This window comes from Micromonospora sp. NPDC049201, assembly GCF_055586805.1.
The window spans coordinates 382,077-402,200 of the sequence record NZ_JBVJHM010000007.1 but is presented as its reverse complement, the minus strand read 5'-3'; the positions used below and the strand labels follow the sequence as shown (position 1 = coordinate 402,200).

Here is a 20,124-nt window from a genome sequence, read left to right as displayed (position 1 = left end):
GTCCTACGCTCCGATCTCGTCACCGGCGACCGGGCGGCCCATCGGCGCCTCGGTCACCTCGTCCAGCCCGTCCAACAGGTGGCCCATCCGGTCCCGCTTGGTGCGCAGGTAGCGCACGTTCTCCGGGTTCGACGACACGGGCAGCCCCTCCCGGCCGGTCACGGTCAGGCCGTACCCCTCCAGGCCGGCCCGCTTGGCCGGGTTGTTGGTCAGCAGCCGCATCGAGCGGACGCCGAGGTCGTAGAGGATCTGCGCGCCGGTGCCGTAGTCCCGCGCGTCGGCCGGCAACCCCAGGTCGAGGTTCGCGTCCACGGTGTCGCGCCCCTGGTCCTGCAACTGGTACGCCTGGAGCTTGTGCAGCAGGCCGATGCCGCGCCCCTCGTGCCCGCGCACGTAGAGCACCACGCCACGGCCCTCCCGGGCGACCCGGGCCAGCGCGGCCTGCAACTGCGGGCCGCAGTCGCAGCGCAGCGAGCCGAACACGTCCCCGGTGAGGCACTCGGAGTGCACCCGGACCAGCACGTCCCGGCCGTCGCCGAGGTCGCCGAAGACCAGCGCGACGTGCTCGGCCGGGTCGTGCTCGGCCCGGTAGCCGAGCGCCGTGAAGACGCCGTACGGCGTGGGCATCCGCGCCTCGGCGGCCAGCTCCACCTGCTTCTCGGTCCGCCGCCGGTACGCGATCAGGTCGGCGATGGTGATCAGCGTCAGCCCGTGCTCGGCGCAGAACTTCTCCAGGTCCGGCACGCGCATCATGGTGCCGTCGTCGTTGACCAGCTCGCAGAGCACCCCGGCCGGACGCATCCCGGCCAGCCGGGTCAGGTCCACCGCCGCCTCGGTGTGCCCGGGCCGGCGCAGCACCCCGCCGGCGCGGGCGCGCAGCGGCACCACGTGGCCGGGGCGGGCCAGGTCGGTCGGGTCGGTGCCGGCGTCGGCGAGCAGCCGGATGGTGTGCGACCGGTCGGCGGCCGAGATGCCCGTGCTGACGCCCTCGCGGGCGTCCACCGTCACCGTGTACGCGGTGCCGCGCCGGTCCTGGTTGGTGTGGTGCATCGGCGGCAGGTCCAGCCGGTCGCACTCGGCCTCGGTCAACGGCACGCAGATGTAGCCCGAGGTGTGGCGGACCATGAACGCGACCAGCTCCGGGGTGGCCAGTTCGGCCGCGAAGATCAGGTCACCCTCGTTCTCCCGGCCCTCGTCGTCGACCACGACCACCGGCCGGCCGGCGGCGACGTCCGCCACCGCCTGCTCGATCGAACCGAAGCTGCTCATGCCACGACCTCCGAGTACGTCGCCGGGATCCGGGTCCGCCTGGCGGCCCGCGACGTGCGCCACCAGGCGTAGAAGCCGGCCGCGCAGAACGCGCCGTAGACCAGGTACATGGCGGCCGACGGGTAGAAGCCGCCGCGTAGCAGCAGGGGCACGCCGACCGCGTCGACGGCGATCCAGACCAGCCAGAACTCCACCCAGCCGCGGGCCATGCCGTACGTGGCGAGCAGACTGCCGACCAGGATCCAGGCGTCCGGCAGCGGCCCCCACGAGCCGAGCGCGGCCAGCACCGGATAGGCGGCGGCGGTGCCCACGGCGGCGACGACGAGCAGGGCCAGCCGTTCCCGGCCGGTCGCCCAGCGCGGCACCACGGCCGGCTCCGCGCCGTCGCCGGACCGGCGGTTGCGCGACCAGCGCCACCAGCCGTAGACGCTCACCGCGAAGAAGAAGACCTGCCGGCCGGCCTGGCCGTAGAGGTCGTGCGCCTGCGGGGTGGCGAAGACGCCGCCGAGGAACACGGTGAACAGCAGCCCGTTGCCGATCATGCCGACCGGCCAGGCCCAGACCACCCGGCGCAGCCCGAGCAGCGCCGAGACCAGCCCGAAGACGTTGCCGACGATCTCCCGGACCAGCACCGGCGAGCCGGCGACGTGCACCTGGGCGTCGAGCAGCCAGCCGAGCGGGCCGGTCACCGGGCACCGCCCAGCAGCCGCTCGACGTACTTGGCCAGCACGTCCACCTCCAGGTTGACCGGGTCGCCGACCTGTCTGCCGCCGAGCACGGTGAGCTTGAGCGTGGTGGGGATCAGGCCGACCGAGAACCAGTCGTCGCCCACCTCCGCGACGGTCAGCGACACGCCGTCGACGGTGATCGAGCCCTTCTCCACCACGTAGCGGGCCAGCTCGGCGGGCAGCCGGAACCGGACCGTCTCCCACTGCGCGGCCGGCTCCCGGCCGATGACCTCGCCGACGCCGTCGACGTGCCCCTGCACCAGGTGCCCGCCGAGCCGGCTGTTCAGCGCCGCGGCCCGCTCCAGGTTGACCGCGTCGCCGGGGCGCAGCGCCCCGAGCGCGGTGCGGCGCAACGTCTCACCCATCACGTCGGCGGTGAAGACGCCGCCGTCGACGTCGACCACGGTCAGGCAGACCCCGTTGACCGCGATGGAGTCGCCGTGCCGGGCGTCCGAGGTGACGAGCGGGCCGCGGATGGCGACCAGCGCCGAGTCGTCGCCGGTCTCGGTGCTCCGGACGATCTCGCCCAGCTCCTCGACGATGCCGGTGAACATGTCAGGCCTCCCTCTTCCGGGGCAGCGCGGTGATCCGCAGGTCGGGACCGACCTGCGTAACGTCGGTGATCTCCAGGTCGACGGCGTCGGCGATGGACGTCACGCCGGCGTGGCCCAGCGCGGTCGGGCCGGCGCCGAGCAGCTTCGGCGCGACGTAGCCGACGATCTTGTCGATCAGGCCGGCGGCGAGGAACGCGCCGGCCAGCGTGGGACCGCCCTCCAGCAGCGCGGCCCGCACGCCGCGGTGATGCAGCTCGGCCAGGAGCGCCGCCAGGTCGACCCGGCCGTCCGGGCCGGCCCCGACCTCCGCGGCGGTGGCCACCCAGGTCCGGGCCGCGCCGTCGCGGACCCGCGCGTCGACCGGGGTACGCCCGGAGCTGTCCACCACCACCCGCAGCGGCTGCCGGATGGCGAGCGTGCCGTCGCGCAGGTTGCGGGCGGTGAGCCGGGGGTCGTCGGTGAGCACCGTGCCCACCCCGGCGAGGACCGCGTCGACGGTGCCGCGCAGCGCGTGCACGTCGGTGCGGGCCGCCTCCGAGGTGATCCACATGCTGGTGCCGTCGGCGGCGGCGGAGCGCCCGTCGAGCGTGGCCGCGTACTTCCAGATCAGGTACGGCCAGCCGCGGCGCATCGAGGTGAGCCAGGCGACGTTGCCGGCCTCGGCCTCCTCGGCGCGTACCCCGAACGCGACCTGGACCCCGGCGGCGCGCAACGTGGCCGCGCCGCCGGAGGCCACCGGGTTCGGGTCGGGCACGGCGATCACCACGCGGGTGACGCCGGCGGCGATGAGCGCGTGGCTACAGGGGCCGGTGCGGCCGGTGTGGTCGCACGGTTCCAGCGTGACCACCGCGGTGCCGCCGCGGGCCCGGGTGCCGGCCTGCGCCAGCGCGACGATCTCGGCGTGCGGTCCGCCGGCGTACGCGTGGAAGCCCTCGCCGACGACCTCGCCGTCGGGATCGAGCAGCACGCAGCCGACGACCGGGTTGGGGCTGGTGGCGCCGAGGCCGCGGGCGGCCAGCGCGACGGCGCGACGCATCGCCTCGTCGACGGAGACGCTCGCCATGGCCCGCCCTGCCCTTCCGCTCGCCGGTCACGCGCGGGCGGGGTGGGGAGCGACGGCACGAGGGCCGCGGACACGCGGCGGCGGAGAACCCGGGGACGGCGTCGGCCGACCCCGGGGAGCCCACAGGCGCGGCTGAGGGTGCTCAGCGGCCGGCAGGGCCTCCCCCGTTCCGCGCGCTGTCTCCCATCCGGACTTTCTGGGGAGCGGACGAGCCGCACCCCAACCGTCGGCCCCGGATTCTCACCAGGTCCACCGTCCGGCCGAAGCCGTCCGGGTCGCGGGCTTACCACGGTCGGACCGTGGATCACCGCCGGTTCGGAATTTCACCGAGCCCCGCCAGCGCGTGGTGGGTACTTCGGAAGTCTTACACGTTCCGCGGCGGCGCGCGCCACCCGCGCGAGCTACCTCACAGCAGGACCGCACGATCACGTAACTCCGCGGCGGCGGTCGACCGCGACGTACGACCCGGGCTGGCTCTTGGCCACCGTCTTCATCTCCGAGGCCACGGCGATGGCCTCCAGCGGGTCGGTGAACCGCTTGCCGCTGTCGGACAACGACACGCCGATGGAGAGCGTGACCAGCGCGGCCCGGCGGATGTTGCCCCGCCGGTCCTTCAGCTCGACGAAGCCGCGTGCGGCGTCGGTGGGGTCGTAGAGCGTGTCGGCGGCGTTCTCGAAGTCGACCACCGCGCGGCTGGTCAGCGGCCGAACCTGGGTCGGGGCGCAGACGATGACGAAGTCGTCGCCGCCGACGTGGCCGAGGAAGGCCGGCGGCAGCCCGATCGACACCACCGCGCGGTGCAGGCTGCGGGCCAGCGCGGAGATGAACTCGTCGCCCCGGACGAAGCCGTACCTGTCGTTGACGCTCTTGAACCGGTCGATGTCGACGTAACCGACGGCGTAGTCCACCCCGCTGCGCACCCGGTCGCTGATCTCCCGCCGGATGCGGCTGTTGCCGGGCAGGCCGGTCAGCGGGGAGACCTCCCGGAACTCCTTGTTGCGACGCAGCGTGGAGCTGACCCGGGCGACCAGCTCGGCGGTGTCGAACGGCTTGACCAGGTAGTCGTCCGCGCCGGCGCTGAGGCCGTTGACCTTGTCGGAGGTCATGCCCTTGGCGGTCAGCATGATCACCGGCAGGGCCGAGGTCATCGGGTCGGCGCGCAGCCGGCGGGTCAGTTCCAGCCCGTCCACGCGGGGCATCATGAGGTCGACCACGGCCAGGTCCGGCCGTTGCCGCTCGATCACCTCCAGCGCCTCCTGGCCGTCGGCGGCGTGCAGCACCTCGAAGCCGTGCAGGCGCAGGTTGAACTCGACGAAGCGGGCGATGTCCTCGTCGTCGTCGACGACGAGGATGACGTCGGGTCGGTCGCCGGCCGCGTCCATCTCAGGCCCCGGTCATCGCACGTTCCGCCAGGCCCCGCAGGCGGCGTACCGCCTCGGCCGGGTCGTCGGCGCCGTAGACCGCGGTGCCGGCGACGAACGCGTCGGCGCCGGCGGCGGCGGCCTGCTCGATGGTGTCCGCGGCGATGCCGCCGTCGACCTCGATGCGCAGCTCCAGGTGGCCGCTGTCGACGTGGCGGCGGGCGGCGCGCACCTTGTCCAGCAGCGCCGGCAGGAACCGCTGGCCGCCGAAGCCGGCCTTGATCGTCATGATCAGCAGCGTGTCGAAGCTGGGCAGCAGGTCCAGGTACGGCTCGATCGGGGTGTCCCGGTCGATCGCCAGCCCCGCCTTGGCCCCGGCCGAGCGCAGGTCCTTGGCCAACGCCACCGGGTCGTCGCACGCCTCGGCGTGGAACGTGACGTTGTACGCGCCGGCGTCGGCGTACCCGGGGGCCCAGCGGCGCGGGTCCTCGATCATGAGGTGCACGTCGAACGGGATCTCGGTGACGGCGCGCAGGCTCTGCACCACCGGCAGGCCGATGGTCAGGTTGGGCACGAAGTGGTTGTCCATGACGTCCACGTGCAGCCAGTCGGCGGCGGACTCCACGGCGCGGACCTCGTCGGCGAGGCGGGCGAAATCGGCGGCCAGGATGCTGGGCGCGACGACGGGCGGCGGTACGGTCACGGGGCCAGTGTACGAACGCGGTCATCCACCGGCTGCGGCGCGGCACCACGAAGGACCCACTGTGACCCTCTCGTCACCTTCGGTGCAGAATTCCGCCGTCCGGGGCGGAAATCGACACGAATAGTCGCCGGTGACTGGCCGATCGATTGAAAGATGACGAAACTCCTACAGGGACGGTCACATATGCTGCACGCCCGGGCGCGGGGGACGCCGCACGGGCCGCGGCGACCGGTTGCCATCTCTCCGGTGAAGGAGCGGACGATGCGACGGTGGCTCCACGCTCTCACGCTGGCCGGCGCCGTGACGGCGGTGCTCGCCGGCTGCGCCCCGACGCACCGGGCCGACGGAGACCTCGTCGACGACTGGGCGGCGCTGCCGGCGCCCCAACTGTTCGTCCCGGCCACCGACGCGTGCCTGCCGCGGCTCACCGCCGTGGTGCAGGCGGCCACGTACGAGACGGTGGACTGCGCCGGCAGCCACCTGGCCGAGGCGGTGCACGTCGGCTCGTTCACCGGCTCGGCCGCCGGGGGCGCCCGCCCCGAGCCGGGCTCCCCGGAGCTGCGCGACGCCCGGGCCGAGTGCGACCAGCGGGCCCGGGAGATGATCGGCGGGGACTGGCACGCCGCCCGGCTCACCCTGAACATCGCGCTGCCGCCGGCGACCGCCTGGATGGCCGGCGCGCGCTGGTTCCGCTGCGACCTGGCCGAGACCGACAGCATCGACAACACCCGGCCGGTCAACCGGGTGGGCAGCCTGCGCGGCGCGCTGGTCGGCGACAACCCGCTGGTGCACCGCTGCTTCGACCCGAAGCTGATCGGCGCGAACCTCAACTACATGGCCCCGGTGCTCTGCACCGAGCCGCACCGGGCCGAGTTCGTCGGCGTCTACTCCGAACGTGACATGAGCTGGGCCGAGTTCGCCCGGCACGCGCCGGCCGCGCACCGGCGCTGCATGACGCTGATCGCCGCGTTCGCCACCGTGCCGGACAATGCCGAGCTGCCGTACCGGGCCGGGTCCATCTTCTACCCGCCGTCGCAGCGGGAGTGGGAGGAGGGCGACCGGGGGGTGCGCTGTTTCCTGTGGAGCGACGACCGCAAACTGACCCGATCCATGCGGGGCGCCGGCCCGGAGGGGCTGCCGGTCATCTGACCGCCGTTCCGCCGGGAGCCGGCCGCCTCGTGCGACCGGCCGCCGGCCCGGTTGCCGTATGCTGCGTCGCCGAGGCGTACCGGTCGGCCGGGCGGCTCCGGACGGCGGGAGGTCGGGCGCGATGCGGCGATGGTGGGCGGCGGTCGCCGCGGGCGCGGTGGCGGTGCTGGCGGTCGGCGGGTGCAGCGCGCCGGCCGGGGTGGACCGCGACCTCACCGACGAGTGGCCGGCCCTCGCCGTCCCGGTCGGCTTCGTGCCCGCTGCCGACGTCTGCCACCCGACCGTCGCCGATGTCGGCTACCTCAGCGGCTACCAGCCGGTCGACTGCGCCGCCTCGCACCGCGCCGAGACGCTGCACGTCGGCACGCTGGGCGGCCCGGACGCCGGTCGCTCCGCGCCGCCGCGCGCCGGCTCGGCCGGCATCCGCTCCGCGCACGCCGAGTGCGCCCGGCAGGTCACCCGGGCCGTCGGCGCGGACTGGCGGTCCGGGCGGTTGCAGCTCTCCGTGGTCTTCCCGTCCGCGCTGGCCTGGTCCGGCGGCGCCCGCTGGTACCGCTGCGACGTCGCCGAGGTGACCGACCTGGACGAGGGCAACGTGGCCGCCCGCACCGGCAGCCTGCGCGGCGCGCTCAAGCCCGGCTCACCGCTGGCCCTGGGCTGCTTCAACCCCAGGCTGAGCAAGGACGAGGTGCAGGCCATGCGGCCGGTGGCCTGCACCACGAAGCACCACGCCGAGTTCGTCGGGATCTACCAGGCGCCCGACATCAGCTACGCCGAGTTCCAGCGCACCTCGCTGCGGGCGCACAAGGCGTGCCGGGGGCTGATCGCGAAGTTCGCCAAGGTGCCGAACGACGGGAAGATGCAGTACCGGGCCGGCACCATCGTCTACCACCCGTACGAGCAGCAGTGGCGCGACGGCGACCGGGGTGTGCAGTGCTTCCTCTGGGTCTCCGACCGGACGCTGACCCGCTCGGTGCGGGGCGCCGGCGGTTCGGCGCTGCCGATCACCTGAGCCGCGGGCGGGGCGGGCGTCGGCCCACCCCGCCCCACGCGCTCAGCCGACCTGGAGCGTCACGTCGTCGACGACGAAGCTGGTCTGGAGCGAGGCGTCCTCGACGCCGGTCCACTTGAGCGTCACCGTCTGACCGGCGTACCCGGCGAGGTTGAAGGTGCGCTGGGTGTAGCCGGTGGCCTTGTTCAGGTTCGAGTAGGTCGCCAGCGTGGTGGAGCCGACCTGCACGGTCAGCTTGTCGTACGCGGTCGAGGTGGTGGTCTCGGCCGAGTCGATGTGCAGCCAGAACGCCAGCGTGTAGCTGGTGCAGCCGGTCGGCAGCGTCACCGACTGGGAGAGCGTGTCGGTGTGCGAGGAGCCGTACCCGTTCAGCCACGCCTTGTACGACCCGGTCCGGGCCGCCTGGCCGGAGTCGTTGGTGATCACGCCGGAGCTGGCCGTCCACGGCGTGGTGCCGGACTCGAAGCTGCTGTTGCCGATGAGCTGCCCGGCGGTGCAGCCACCGCTGCCGCCGGTCACCGTGATCGTGTAGCTGGCGGTGCGGGTGGCCGAGCCGGTGCCGGTGACGGTGAGCGTGAACGTGCCGGTGGTCGCCGTGGACGAGGCGCTGACCGTCATGGTGGCGGAGCCGCCGGAGGTGACCGACGACGGGCTGAAGCCGACCGTGACGCCGCTCGGGGCGCCGCTGGCAGACAACGTCACCGTCTGGGCGCTGCCGCTGGTGGTGGCGGTGCTGACGGTGGCGGTGGTGGAGCCGCCCCGGGCGACGCTGCCGGAGGTGGGGCTGACCGCGACGGAGAAGTCGTTGGCCGGGGTGCCGCCGCCGACCGCGAGCGCCCAGATCGCGTACGCCACGCCGTCGGCGCTGCGGTTGAGCACCGTCGTGTTGATGTTGCTGGTGGTGTCGCAGGAGCGGTGGTAGCAGCCGTCGTACGCCGCGCCGGAGGTGCCGCCCCACTTGGCGGCCTGGGCGGCGGTCTTGGTGTAGCTGGCGCCGGCCGCGTAGCCGGAGGTCTGGATGCCGGCGTTGGCGAACGAGTAGTCGTCCGAACGGCCCTGCCCCTCGGTGTTCTCCTCCGGCTGGATGCCGAACGAGTCCCAGTACGCCTTCAGCGGCGCCGCGGTGGCCGAGGTGATCCGGTTGATGAAGTAGCCGCCGTTGGGCGAGCCCACCATGTCGAAGTTGTAGTAGCCCTTGATGTAGCCCCGCTGGGTGGTGCTGAGCTGGTTGACGTAGTGCTTCGAGCCCTGGAGGCCCTGCTCCTCGCCGTTCCACCAGGCGAACCGGACCCGCTTGGTCATGGTCGGGTTCTGCGCGGCCAGCACCAACGCGTTCTCCAGCAGCGTGGCCGAGCCGGAGCCGTTGTCGTTGATGCCGGGGCCGGCGGAGACGCTGTCCAGGTGCGCGCCGAACATGACGACCTGGTCGGTCGGGCCCTGCGGCCACTCGGCGATCAGGTTGCTGCCCGGGTACGTGCAGGTGGTGCAGTTCTGCTCGGTGACCGTGTAGCCGGCGGCCTGGAGCTTGCCCTTGACGTAGCTGACCGAGGCGGCGTAGCCGGCCGAGCCGGCCCGGCGGTTGCCGCCGTTGCTGCTGGCGATGGAGTTGAGCTGGGTGAGGTGGGCCTGGACGTTGGTGAGCGAGACGTCCGGTGCGGCGAGCGCGGCGACGGCCGGGGCGGGGGCGGCCGGAGCGGGTGCGGCGGAGGCGGAGGCGGTGCCGGCCAGGCTCGCCGTCGTCAGGGTGGCGACGAGGGCGAGCGCGAGGCTCGTGGTCGGCGTACTGCGTCTCATGGAGACTCCTCGTGGGGGTCGTGCGGGCGGGGGTGACGGCCGAGGACCGGTGATCGGAACAGTTACATGCATCGATCACTTAGTCAACGGCCCGTCACATCCCACCACCCCCCTCCCCCGCCCGAGATGCACCCGACGCGGGGTCTCCCCACCCTCACCCCCCACCCCGTCTCCCCCCGCTGATTCACGGAAAGAGTGGGCATGGCGCGCGGAATGCCACCACTTTCCGTGCATCAGCACCGGGAAACGGGGTGGGGGGTGGAGGGTGGGCGCGGGTCAGCCGCGGCGGAGCACCGCCAGGAACATGGCGTCGGTGCCGTGCCGGTGCGGCCAGAGCTGCACCGTCGGGCCGTCACCCAGGCCGGGCATGCCGGCCGGCAGCAGCGGGCGGGCATCCACGAAGTCGACCGGAAAACCGCACCGCCGGGACGCCTCGGTCACCGTCACGTGCGTCTCCACCACGTGCGGCGAACAGGTCACGTACGCCACCACGCCACCCGGACGGACCGCGCGCAGCGCGGCGGTGAGCAGCTCGCGCTGCAACCGGGTCAGCGGCGGCAGGTCCGCCGGCTGCCGGCGCCAACGGGACTCCGGCCGGCGACGCAACGCCCCCAGGCCGGTGCACGGCGCGTCCACCAGTACCCGGTCGAAGTGCCCCTCCGGCAGCTTCGGGTCACCGCCGACGTCCCGCCCGTCGAGGTGCAGCACGGTGACCGGCAGGCCCCGGGTCGCCTGCTCGACCAGCCGGGCCCGGTGCTCCGCCACCTCGACCGCGGTCAGCCGCGCCCCACGCTGCGCGGCCAGCGCGCCGAGCAGACCGGACTTGCCGCCCGGACCGGCGCACAGGTCCAGCCAACGGCCGTCCGGGCCGTCCACCGGCGCGTTCGCCAGGGCGTCCGCCACCAGTTGGGAGCCCTCGTCCTGCACGTGGGCCCGCCCGTCGACCACCGCCGCCAGGTCACCCGGCGCGCCACCGGGCAGGTAGACCGCGTACGGCGAGAACGCGCCGGGCGCGCCACCGACCTCGTCGGCCAGCGCCACCGCGTCGGCCCGCCCCGGCCGGGCGCACAGGTGCACCGGCGGGCGCTCGTTGTCCTCGATCAGCAGCCGGGTGGTCTCCCCCAGGTCACCGCCGAGCGCCTCGGCGAACGACCGCACGATCCACTGCGGATGGCTGTACGCCAGCGCGAGATGACCGATCGGATCGACGCCCTCGGCCGGGGCGAGCTTCGCCACCCAGGCGTCGGCGTCCCGGCCGGCGATCTCCCGCAGCACCGCGTTGGCGAACCCGGTCGCGCCCGGCCCCACCATGCGGACCAGGTCCACCGTGGACGACACCGCGGCGTGCGCCGGCACCCGGGTGTGCAGCAACTGGTACGCCCCGAGCCGCAGCGCGTCCCGCACCGGCGGGTCGATTCGCTGCACGTCCCGGCCGGCCGCGTCGGTGACGATCGCGTCCAACGTGCCGGTGTGCCGCAGCGTGCCGTAGGTCAGCTCGGTGGCGAACGCGGCGTCCCGCCCGCTCAGCCCCGCCTCGCGCAGCATCGCCGGGAGCACCAGGTTGGCGTACGCGTCGTCGCGGTGCACCGCCGCCAGCGCCTCGTACGCGACGTGCCGGGGCAGGTCCACGGTCGGCCGGACCGGGCGCTGCCCGCCCCGCCGGTCGGCGCCGCCCCGGTACGGCCGGTCACCACCGCGACCCGCGCCACGCGGCCGGTCGCCGGCGCCGCGGTCGTACCCCCGCGGGCGCTCACCCTCGACGGGCCGCTCCGACCCGCTCACGCGAAAACCTCACCGGTGGCGACCCGGGCGCCGCGCGCCCAGTCGCCGGCCGACATGGCCTTCTTGCCGGCCGCGCGCACCTCGCCGAGCCGCACCGGCCCGGTCGCGGTGCCCACCATCACCTGGGACTTCTCCACCAGCAGCTCACCCGGCTTCAGCTCGGGGCCGTTCGCCAGCGGGGTGACCGGACCGAGCTTGACCCGGTCGTCGCGGAACGTGGTCCAGGGGCCGGGCGCCGGCGTGCAGGCCCGCACCCGCCGGTCCACCGCGAACGCCGGATCGGTCCAGCGGACCCGGGCGTCGTCCACGGTCAGCTTCGGCGCCAGCGACACCCCGTCGGCCGGCTGCGGCTCGGCCCGGGCGGTGCCGGCGCCGATCGCGTCCAGCACCGCGACCAGCAGCCCCGCGCCGGACCGGGCCAGCCGCTCCAGCAGGTCGCCGGACGTGTCGACGGGCCGGATCTCGTCGGTGACCGTGCCGAAGACCGGCCCGGTGTCCAGCCCCGCCTCCAGTTGGAACACGCTGGCCCCGGTCAGCTCGTCGCCGTGCAGCACGGCGTGCTGCACCGGAGCCGCGCCCCGCCAGGCGGGCAGCAGCGAGAAGTGCAGGTTGATCCAGCCGTGCCGGGGGATCTCCAGCGCCACCGGCGGCACCAGCGCGCCGTAGGCGACCACGGGCACGCAGTCCGGCGCGAGCGCGCGCAGCCGGTCGAGGAACTCCGGCTCGCGCGGCCGGGCCGGGGTGAGGACCTCCACGCCGTGCGCGTCGGCCCACGCGCCGACCGGCGAGCGGTGCAGCCCCCGACCCCGGCCGGCCGGGGCGTCGGGGCGGGTGACCACGGCCAGCAGCTCGTGGCCGGAGGCGGCGATCGCGTCCAGAGCCGGTACGGCGACCGCCGGCGTGCCGGCGAAGACCAGGCGCATCCCGGTCACCGTCCCAGGCCGAACGGGTTGCTGACGGGATGCGGGCTGAGCTTGACCGTGGGCGGGGCGCCCTGGTCGTACCAGTCGGCCTGACGGATCGCCCTCATGGCCTCCTTGCGGCCGGCCGCGTCGAGCCGGTCGACGAAGAGCACCCCGTCGAGGTGGTCGGTCTCGTGCTGCACGCAGCGGGCCATCAGGCCGGTGCCGACGATCTGCATCGGGTCGCCGTGGGCGCTGAAGCCCTTGGCGATCACGTTCTGCCGGCGCTTCGTGTCGAAGTAGAGCCCGGGGATGGAGAGGCAGCCCTCCGGGCCGTCCTGCTCCTCCTCGTCGGGGAACTCCAGCACCGGATTGACCAGGTGGCCGAGCATGTCGTCGACGTCGAAGGTGAACACCCGCAGGCTCACTCCGAGCTGCGGCGCGGCCAGGCCGGCGCCGTTCTGCTCACGCATCGTGTCGGTCAGGTCGGCGACCAGCTTGCGCAGCTCGGCGTCGAAGTCGACCACCGGGTCGGCCGGCGTGCGCAGCACCGGATCGCCGAACAGACGGATGGGCTGAACGGTCACGCGGCGGGGCTCCTTGTCTGGGACGGGTGGTGCGCCCCCAGTCTACGGAGTCGGCCCGGCCGCCCCCGGCGGCGGACCGGCAACGGTGACCGGGGCCGCCTCCCGCCCCGGCGCGACCGGCAGCGTGGCGAAGCCGCGCAGGGTGAGCCGGACCCGCCGTTCGGGCCGGCCGGCCAGGGCCAGCTCGGGCAGCCGGCGCAGCAGCAGCGGGAACGTCACCTGCGCCTCCAGCCGGGCCAGCGCCGCGCCGAGGCAGTAGTGCGGCCCGGCGCCGAAGGACAGCGGATGGACCTGCGGGCGCCAGGGGTCGAAACGGGCCGGCTCGGGAAACCGGCCGGGGTCCCGGTTCGCCGCGCCGAGCATCACGATGATCCAGCTCTCCGGCGGCAGGTCGACGCCGCCGTGCCGGGACGGCGCGGTGCTCATCCGGGAGGTGAGCTGCACCGGCGAGTCGTAGCGCAGCAGCTCGTCGACGTAACCGGGGGCGAACTCCGGGTGCTCGCGCAGCGCCGCCGCCGCGGCCGGGTGCCCCAGCAGCGCCACCAGGCCGTTGCCGAGCAGGTTGGTGGTGGTCTCGAAGCCGGCCACCAGCAGCACGATCAGGTTGGCCAGCAGCTCGTCGCCCGACAGCCGCTCGCCGTCGGCGTCGTGCGCCTGCACCAGCGCGGTGGTCAGGTCGTCGGCGGGGACCCGGCGGCGGGCCGCGACCAGCTCGGAGAAGTAGGCGCGCAGCTCCGCCGCGCCCCGGTCGGCGACGGCCAGCTCGTCCGGGGTGATCTCGGGCTCCAGCACGCCGGTCAGGTCGGTGGCCCAACGCCGGAACAGCGGCCGGTCCGCCGCCGGCACGCCGAGCAGCGCGCAGATCACCCCCACCGGCAGCGGGTACGCGAACGCGGCCATGAAGTCGACGGGCGCCCCGCCCCGCCCGGCGGCCAGCATGGCGTCGATCAGCGCGTCGGCCTGCGTCTCGACCACACCGCGCATGGCGGCGATCCGGCGCGGGGTGAACGCGCCGGCGGCCAGCCGCCGCATCCGGCTGTGGTCGGGCGGGTTGGTGCGCAGCATCGACCGGGAGATCGACAGCACCGCCGGGCTCTCCCGCCAGCCGGGCATGAACTGGTCCCGCAGGGCGTCGTCCATCACCCCGAACCGGGCGTCCCGCAGGATCGCGTCGGCCTCCGCGTACCCGGTCACCACGTAGAAGACCGGGCCGGCCTGGACCACCGGGCCGTGCGCCCGCAGCCGTTCGTACGTCGGGTAGGGATCGACCCGGCCCGCGGGGGACATCAGCAGCGCGAGGGCGTCGGCAGGATCCACGGGCGGCCTCCCAGGCATCGAAGGACCCCATCATCCCCCGGTTCGCCCGGTTCGGGCGACCCCGCCGGTCAGGCGCCGGCGCCCGGCTCCCCGGCCAGCACCGGGCCGCCGCCCAGCAGCGCGTGCTCGGGCAGCGGCAGCGCGATGCCGTGCGCGTCCTCCCAGTCGTGGATCAGGGCCGGCCGGGCCTGGGCGGCGAAGAAGTCGACCGCGCTCAGCCCGCCGACCACCGGCTCGTCGACCTCGGCGACCAGCCGGGCCGGGACCATCGGGAGGCCGCCGCGCACCGCGGCGCTGAGCCGCCGGTGCCCGTCGACCACGAAGAAGTACTCACCGGTGTAGCCGATGCTCAGCGGCTCCACCGCCTCGTCGCCGGCCCGGCCCGCCTCGCCGGCCGGCTCCGCGTCCCAGAGACCGCGCAGCGTGGCGACGTCCTCGGTCGGGTAGACCCGGCTCGGGTCGAGCAGCAGCAGCGGCTGGCCGGCGCGCAGCACGTCGGCGCCGAGCCGGCCCTCGTACACGTCGACCACGTGCGCGATCACCTGCTCCGGCGTGGCCCGGGTGGTGTCGCAGACCAGGTCGTAGTTGCGCAGCCGGGCCTTGTCGACGCCGTACCGGACGATGAAGCGGTTGCGCTCGCTCTCGCTGCGTTCCCGCAGCTTGGCCCGCGCCTCCTCCAGCGAGGTGTAGCTCTCGGCCGGGCCGGACGGGCGGGCCAGCACCCGCCGGGCCGCCTCGGTCGGCTCGGTGATCATGTGCACCTTGAGCGCGTCGGTGAAGAAGTGCCAGGCCAGGCGGGAGTCCATGACCAGCGACTCGCCGGAGGCGGCGATGTCCCGCTGGAGCTGGTCGACGTAGCCGTCGACCGCCTGGTCCAGCTCGGCGTGCAGGTTGAGCTGGAGCGCGGTCATCTGCCGCTCCTGCGCCATCTGCCGGTAGAGGTCGCCGACGCTGACCCGGCGCAGCCCCAGCCGCTTGGCGATCTCGACGGAAACGGTGCTCTTGCCGCTGCCGAGATCACCGTTGAAGACGATCGACTGACGAACGGTCACGACTGGTCCACCCCTGCTCACCGGCTGACTGACGACATCGAATCCGTGTGGCCCGACGTGCTCGGAGCAGCCGCCGCGCCGCGTACCGCGCGGAAATCCCGCGCGCCTGGGCATGACGGGCGATGCTATCACCGCCCGCTATCCAATTGCCGGACCAGGTGTGCGACAAACCCCAGGTCACGACCGTACGCGAGGGGCCGGGTGCGTTCCGTCACGCCCGGCGGCCCGCTCAGAACAGGCTCAGCGGGTCGACCTGGAGCCGGACCGGTTCGGCGGCCTTGCGGGCGCTGCGCTGCCCGGCCGCGGCGTGCAACGCGCCGGCCAGCGCGCCCGCCCGGGACCGCGGGACACGGACCAGCATCCGCTCCCGGCCCTCCTCGGCCGGCACCGGGCCGAGCACCTCGGCGCCGTCCGGCAGCCGGGCGCCGGCCAGCAGGTCGGCCACCGCCTCGGCCACGCCGGTGACACTGGCCATCCGTACCGCCGGCGGGAAGCCCAACTCCCGGCGCTCGGCCAACTCGCGGGCGGCGAACCAGGCCGCGTCCCACCGCAGCAACGCCTGCACCGGCGCCAGCGCGCCGTCCGCGACCACCACCACCCGACCGCCCGCCGCGCCGGCCCGGGCCAGCGCCGCGCCGGCCAGCCAGCGCCGCAGCGCCTCCTCCCCGGCCCGCAGGTCGGCCCGGGTGAGCAGCGCCCACGAGTCGAGCAGCAGCACCGCGCCGTAGCCGCCCTCGGCGACCGGCTCGGCGCCCGGCGTGGCGATCACCAGACCGGCGCCGCCGGGCACCGTGGCCAGTACCTCCTCCCGCCCGGAGGTCCGCACCGGCACGCCCGGGAACGCCCGGCCCAGCTCCTCGGCGGTCCGCCGGGCGCCGGTGACCGAGGCTCGCAGCCGCCGCCCACCGCACTCCGGGCAGGCGTACGCGGCGGCCACCCGGCCGCACCAGCGACACGCGGGCGTGCCCTGCGCCGACGGCAGGGCGAGCGGGCCGGCGCAGTGCGGGCAGCGGGCCGGGGCCCGGCACTCGGCGCAGGCGACCGAAGGCAGGTAACCGCGTCGGGGCACCTGCACCAGCACCGGCAGGTCGGCGCGGAGCGCGTCCCGGGCGGTGGTCCAGGCCAGGCTGGGCAGCCGGGCGGAGGCCGCGCCCGGGTCCCGGGCCAACTGCGGGTCGTCGCCGGTGGGCGCCATCGCCGGCATCCGCGCCCGCACCGTGGCCCGGTCGGCGACCACCTCCCGTGCCCAGCCGGTCTCCACCAGCAACTGCGCCTCGGCGGTCCGCGCGTACCCGCCGACCAGCGCGCCCGCGTCGGTGAGGTGCGCCCGGGTGAGCAGCACATCGCGGGCGTGCGGGTAGGGCGCCCGGGGCTCGGCGTGCAGGTCGTCGCCGTCGTCCCAGACCGCCACCAGGCCGAGCCGTTCCACCGGGGCGAACATGGCGGCGCGGGTGCCGATCACCACCGGCGCCTCACCCCGGCGGGCGGCCAGGAACGCGCGGTAGCGACGCGCCGGCCCGTCGGCGGCGGTGAGGCGAACGTGCCGGCCCGGGCCCAGCACGGCGGTCAGGGCGGCGTCGAGCCGGTCCAGGTCCCGGCCGTCCGCGACCACCACCACGGCGCCCCGGCCGCCGGCCACGGTGGCGGCCACCGCGTCCGCGTACCGGTCGGCCCAGTCCTCCCCCGGCAGCGCCGACCAGACCGCGCGGGCCGGCCGGCCCTCGGCGAGCGCGCGCAGCAGCGCCGGTCCGGCCGGGTAGTCCCGCCAGCCGCGCGGGTCGACCGACAGGCCGGCGCCTCCGGCGACGGCCGTGTCGGCGCCCTCGACGACGGTCCCGAACGAGGGCCCGCTCACGGGCCTGGCGGTGACCGGCGGCCCGCTCACGGGCCCGGCGGCGGGCTCGGGCGCGGAGCCGGGCTCGGGCGCGGAGCCGGTCGCGGCGGCGGGCTCGGGCGCGGCGGCGACCTCGGCGGCGGTCGCGGCCTTCTCGGCGCGGGCGTGCCGGGGCGGCACGGCGAGCCGGAGCACGTCGGCCAGGCTGCCGGCGTACCGGTCGGCGACCGCCCGTGCCAGCCGGGCCACCTCCGGGGAGAGCACCGGCACCGGGGAGACGACCTTCTCCAGGTACGCCAGCTTCGGGTGGTCGGACTCGGCGACGCGCTCCAGCAGCCAGCCGTCGACGAGCTGGCCGGCGAAGCGGACCTTCACCCGCACCCCGGGCCGGGCGTCGGCGTCCAGCGCCTCCGGGACCAGGTAGTCGAACGGGCGGTCGAGGTGCGGCAGCGGCACGTCCACGCAGACGCGAGCGACCGGCGACCCCGCAGCGGGTCGCCGGTCGCGGCGCGTGTCGGCGGTCAGGCTCCCGCGGCCGACTTGAGGTCGGCGGCCCGGTCGGTGCCCTCCCAGGTCAGGTCCGCCAGATCCCGGCCGAAGTGGCCGTACGCGGCGGTCTGCCGGTAGATCGGGCGCAGCAGGTTCAGGTCCCGGATGATGGCGGCCGGGCGCAGGTCGAACACCTCGGCGACGGCCTTCTCGATCGCGGCCACCGGCACGGTCTCGGTGCCGAAGGTCTCGACGAACAGGCTCACCGGGTGCGCCTTGCCGATCGCGTACGCGACCTGCGCCTCGCACCGCTCGGCCAGCCCGGCGGCGACCACGTTCTTGGCCACCCACCGCATCGCGTACGCGGCCGACCGGTCGACCTTCGACGGGTCCTTGCCGGAGAACGCACCGCCACCGTGGCGGGCGTACCCGCCGTAGGTGTCCACGATGATCTTCCGGCCGGTCAGCCCGGCGTCACCCATCGGGCCACCGATCTCGAACCGCCCGGTCGGGTTCACCAGGAGGCGGTACCCCTCGGTGTCCAGCTCCAGGCCCTCCAGCTCCGGGGTGATCACGTGCTCGCGCACGTCCGGGGTGAGCAGCGACTCCAGCGAGATGTCCGCCGCGTGCTGGCTGGACACCACCACCGTGTTCAGGCGGACCGGCCGCAGCCCGTCGTACTCGATGGTCACCTGGGTCTTGCCGTCCGGCCGCAGGTAGGGGATCGTGCCGTCCTTGCGGACCTGCGCCAGCCGGCGGGCCAGCCGGTGCGCCAGCGCGATCGGCAGCGGCATCAGCTCGGGCGTCTCGGAGCAGGCGAAGCCGAACATCATGCCCTGGTCGCCCGCGCCCTGCGCGTCGAGCGCGCTCTCCGAGCCGCCGGTACGCAGCTCGAACGCGTTGTCCACGCCCTGGGCGATGTCCGGCGACTGGGCGCCGATCGAGACGCTCACGCCGCAGGACGCGCCGTCGAAGCCCTTCTTCGACGAGTCGTAGCCGATACTGAGGATGGTTTCCCGCACGATGGTCGGGATGTCGGCGTACGCCTTGGTGGTCACCTCGCCGGCGACGTGCACCTGGCCCGTGGTGATCAGCGTCTCCACCGCGACCCGGCTGTGCGGGTCCTGTGCGAGCAACGCGTCGAGGATGCCGTCGCTGATCTGGTCGGCGATCTTGTCCGGGTGGCCTTCCGTGACCGATTCGGACGTGAAGAGACGTGTCACGGCACTCCTAAGCATGTAAAAACGTTTGAAGGTCGCTCGCGACAGTTTAGTCGCCGGGTGTCCGGCGTCATTCGCAAACGTGCGGAGACCAAGGGTCAGGACGGGCCGTCCAGGCGGCCGGCCACGAGGTCCCAGACGGCGTCGGCCAAGGCCTCCTTGAGCTGCTCGGGGAACCGGTGCACGGCCCCGTCGGCGCCGATCACGACGGCGGCGTTGGTCTCCGCGCCGAACACCTTGTCGACGCCGACCTCATTGACCACGATCAGGTCGGCGCGCTTGCGGGCCAGCTTGGCCCGGCCGTTGGCCTCCGCGTCGTGGGTCTCCGCGGCGAACACCACGAGCACCTGGCCGGGTCGACGGTTCCGGCCCAGCTCGGCGGCGATGTCCGGATTGGTGACCAGCTCGATGGTCGGCGCGGGGCCGCCCTCGGACTTCTTGATCTTGCCGGTGGCGTAGGTGGCCGGGCGGAAGTCGGCCGGCGCGGCGGCCATCACCACGGCGTCCGCGTCGGCGGCGGCGGCCAGCGTCGCCGCGCGCAGTTCCTCGGTGGTACCGACCCGCACCAGGTCCACCCCGGCCGGGTCGGCGAGCGCCACGTTGGCCGAGACGAGCGTCACCCGGGCGCCCCGGGCGACCGCGGCGCGGGCGAACGCGTACCCCTGCTTGCCGGAGGACCGGTTGCCCAGGAACCGGACCGGGTCGAGTGGCTCGCGGGTGCCGCCGGCGGTGACCACCACGTGCCGGCCGGCCAGGTCGGCCGGGGCGGCGACGCCGCGGGCCAGCGCCCGGCGGGCGACCGCGAAGATCTCCGCCGGGTCGGGCAGCCGGCCCTTGCCGGTGTCCCGACCGGTGAGCCGGCCGACCGCCGGCTCGATCACCCGGACGCCCCGGGACCGCAGCGTGGCCACGTTGGCCACGGTGGCCGGGTGCTCCCACATCTCGGTGTGCATGGCCGGCGCCAGCAGCACCGGACACCGCGCGGTCAGCAGCGTGTTGGTGAGCAGGTCGTCGGCGAGGCCGTGGGCGGCCTTGGCGAGCAGGTCGGCGGTGGCGGGCGCGACCACGACCAGGTCGGCGCGCTGCCCGAGGCGCACGTGCGGCACCTCGTGCACGTCGGACCAGACGTCGTCGGCGACCGGCTGACCGGAGAGCGCCGCCCAGGTCGGCGCCCCGACGAAGCGGAGCGCCGACGCGGTCGGCACGACCCGGACCCGGTGACCCGACTCGGTGAAGAGCCGGAGCAGCTCACACGCCTTGTAGGCGGCGATGCCGCCGCCGACCCCGAGGACGATCTCGGCGGGCATC

General features: G+C 74.7%; 17 protein-coding genes and 1 riboswitch. Of the genes, 2 read left to right on the top strand and 15 right to left on the bottom strand.

Annotated elements, in window-relative coordinates:
- Positions 1-3 precede the first annotated feature (3 nt).
- The 6 genes from ACZ6O5_RS17920 to rpe all read right to left on the bottom strand — a co-directional run bounded on the left by ACZ6O5_RS17920 (position 4) and on the right by rpe (position 5,678).
- Complete coding sequence (locus ACZ6O5_RS17920) at positions 4-1,269, bottom strand: bifunctional 3,4-dihydroxy-2-butanone-4-phosphate synthase/GTP cyclohydrolase II (RefSeq protein ID WP_465978407.1); 1,266 nt, start codon at positions 1,267-1,269, stop codon at positions 4-6.
- Positions 1,266-1,958, bottom strand: coding sequence for a nicotinamide riboside transporter PnuC (pnuC, locus tag ACZ6O5_RS17915; protein ID WP_465978405.1), 693 nt, complete (start codon positions 1,956-1,958; stop codon positions 1,266-1,268). Before pnuC ends, ACZ6O5_RS17920 begins: the two co-directional genes overlap by 4 nt.
- Entirely contained in the window at positions 1,955-2,551 is a 597-nt protein-coding gene (locus ACZ6O5_RS17910) for a riboflavin synthase (protein ID WP_396771146.1), read from the bottom strand. The genes pnuC and ACZ6O5_RS17910 overlap by 4 nt, the downstream gene beginning before the upstream one ends.
- A gap of 1 nt (position 2,552) precedes the next feature.
- Complete coding sequence (gene ribD / locus ACZ6O5_RS17905; RefSeq protein WP_281939762.1) at positions 2,553-3,614, bottom strand: bifunctional diaminohydroxyphosphoribosylaminopyrimidine deaminase/5-amino-6-(5-phosphoribosylamino)uracil reductase RibD; 1,062 nt, start codon at positions 3,612-3,614, stop codon at positions 2,553-2,555.
- Positions 3,615-3,785: 171 nt separating this feature from the next.
- Positions 3,786-3,959: riboswitch (FMN riboswitch) on the bottom strand.
- Positions 3,960-4,039: 80 nt separating this feature from the next.
- Positions 4,040-4,996, bottom strand: coding sequence for a GGDEF domain-containing response regulator (locus ACZ6O5_RS17900; RefSeq protein WP_465978403.1), 957 nt, complete (start codon positions 4,994-4,996; stop codon positions 4,040-4,042).
- 1 nt (position 4,997) lies between these two features.
- The gene (gene rpe, locus ACZ6O5_RS17895) at positions 4,998-5,678 is read right to left on the bottom strand and encodes a ribulose-phosphate 3-epimerase (protein ID WP_107160083.1); all 681 of its coding nucleotides are present in this window, start codon (positions 5,676-5,678) and stop codon (positions 4,998-5,000) included.
- Positions 5,679-5,939: 261 nt separating this feature from the next.
- Here rpe and ACZ6O5_RS17890 point away from each other — a divergent pair, with 261 nt between their 5' ends.
- Positions 5,940-6,827, top strand: a complete 888-nt coding sequence (locus tag ACZ6O5_RS17890; protein ID WP_465978401.1) for a septum formation family protein — start codon at positions 5,940-5,942, stop codon at positions 6,825-6,827.
- Between the two features lie 121 nt (positions 6,828-6,948).
- Positions 6,949-7,839, top strand: a complete 891-nt coding sequence (locus ACZ6O5_RS17885; protein WP_465978399.1) for a septum formation family protein — start codon at positions 6,949-6,951, stop codon at positions 7,837-7,839.
- Positions 7,840-7,881: 42 nt separating this feature from the next.
- Here ACZ6O5_RS17885 and ACZ6O5_RS17880 read toward each other — a convergent pair whose 3' ends face one another.
- The 9 genes from ACZ6O5_RS17880 to coaBC all read right to left on the bottom strand — a co-directional run bounded on the left by ACZ6O5_RS17880 (position 7,882) and on the right by coaBC (position 20,123).
- Positions 7,882-9,633, bottom strand: coding sequence for a M28 family metallopeptidase (locus ACZ6O5_RS17880; RefSeq protein ID WP_465978397.1), 1,752 nt, complete (start codon positions 9,631-9,633; stop codon positions 7,882-7,884).
- 276 nt (positions 9,634-9,909) lie between these two features.
- A complete protein-coding gene (locus ACZ6O5_RS17875; RefSeq protein ID WP_465978395.1) occupies positions 9,910-11,415 on the bottom strand; it encodes an RsmB/NOP family class I SAM-dependent RNA methyltransferase in 1,506 nt (501 codons plus the stop codon).
- The gene (fmt, locus tag ACZ6O5_RS17870) at positions 11,412-12,338 is read right to left on the bottom strand and encodes a methionyl-tRNA formyltransferase (protein ID WP_465978500.1); all 927 of its coding nucleotides are present in this window, start codon (positions 12,336-12,338) and stop codon (positions 11,412-11,414) included. The genes ACZ6O5_RS17875 and fmt overlap by 4 nt, the downstream gene beginning before the upstream one ends.
- 5 nt (positions 12,339-12,343) lie before the next feature.
- Positions 12,344-12,904: a peptide deformylase gene (gene def, locus ACZ6O5_RS17865; protein ID WP_465978393.1), complete on the bottom strand. Its 561-nt coding sequence runs from the start codon at positions 12,902-12,904 to the stop codon at positions 12,344-12,346.
- A 42-nt stretch (positions 12,905-12,946) separates the two neighbouring features.
- Positions 12,947-14,239: a cytochrome P450 gene (locus tag ACZ6O5_RS17860; RefSeq protein WP_465978391.1), complete on the bottom strand. Its 1,293-nt coding sequence runs from the start codon at positions 14,237-14,239 to the stop codon at positions 12,947-12,949.
- Positions 14,240-14,289: 50 nt separating this feature from the next.
- Positions 14,290-15,273 (bottom strand): AAA family ATPase, encoded by a 984-nt coding sequence (locus ACZ6O5_RS17855; RefSeq protein WP_465978389.1) that lies wholly within the window; start codon positions 15,271-15,273, stop codon positions 14,290-14,292.
- 229 nt (positions 15,274-15,502) lie between these two features.
- The gene (locus ACZ6O5_RS17850) at positions 15,503-17,569 is read right to left on the bottom strand and encodes a primosomal protein N' (protein ID WP_465978388.1); all 2,067 of its coding nucleotides are present in this window, start codon (positions 17,567-17,569) and stop codon (positions 15,503-15,505) included.
- Positions 17,570-17,628: 59 nt separating this feature from the next.
- Positions 17,629-18,834 (bottom strand): methionine adenosyltransferase, encoded by a 1,206-nt coding sequence (metK, locus tag ACZ6O5_RS17845; protein WP_405093619.1) that lies wholly within the window; start codon positions 18,832-18,834, stop codon positions 17,629-17,631.
- Positions 18,835-18,914: 80 nt separating this feature from the next.
- Positions 18,915-20,123 carry a bifunctional phosphopantothenoylcysteine decarboxylase/phosphopantothenate--cysteine ligase CoaBC gene (gene coaBC, locus ACZ6O5_RS17840; protein WP_465978385.1) on the bottom strand — a complete coding sequence of 403 codons (1,209 nt, stop codon included), beginning with the start codon at positions 20,121-20,123 and terminating at the stop codon, positions 18,915-18,917.
- Position 20,124: the final 1 nt, after the last annotated feature.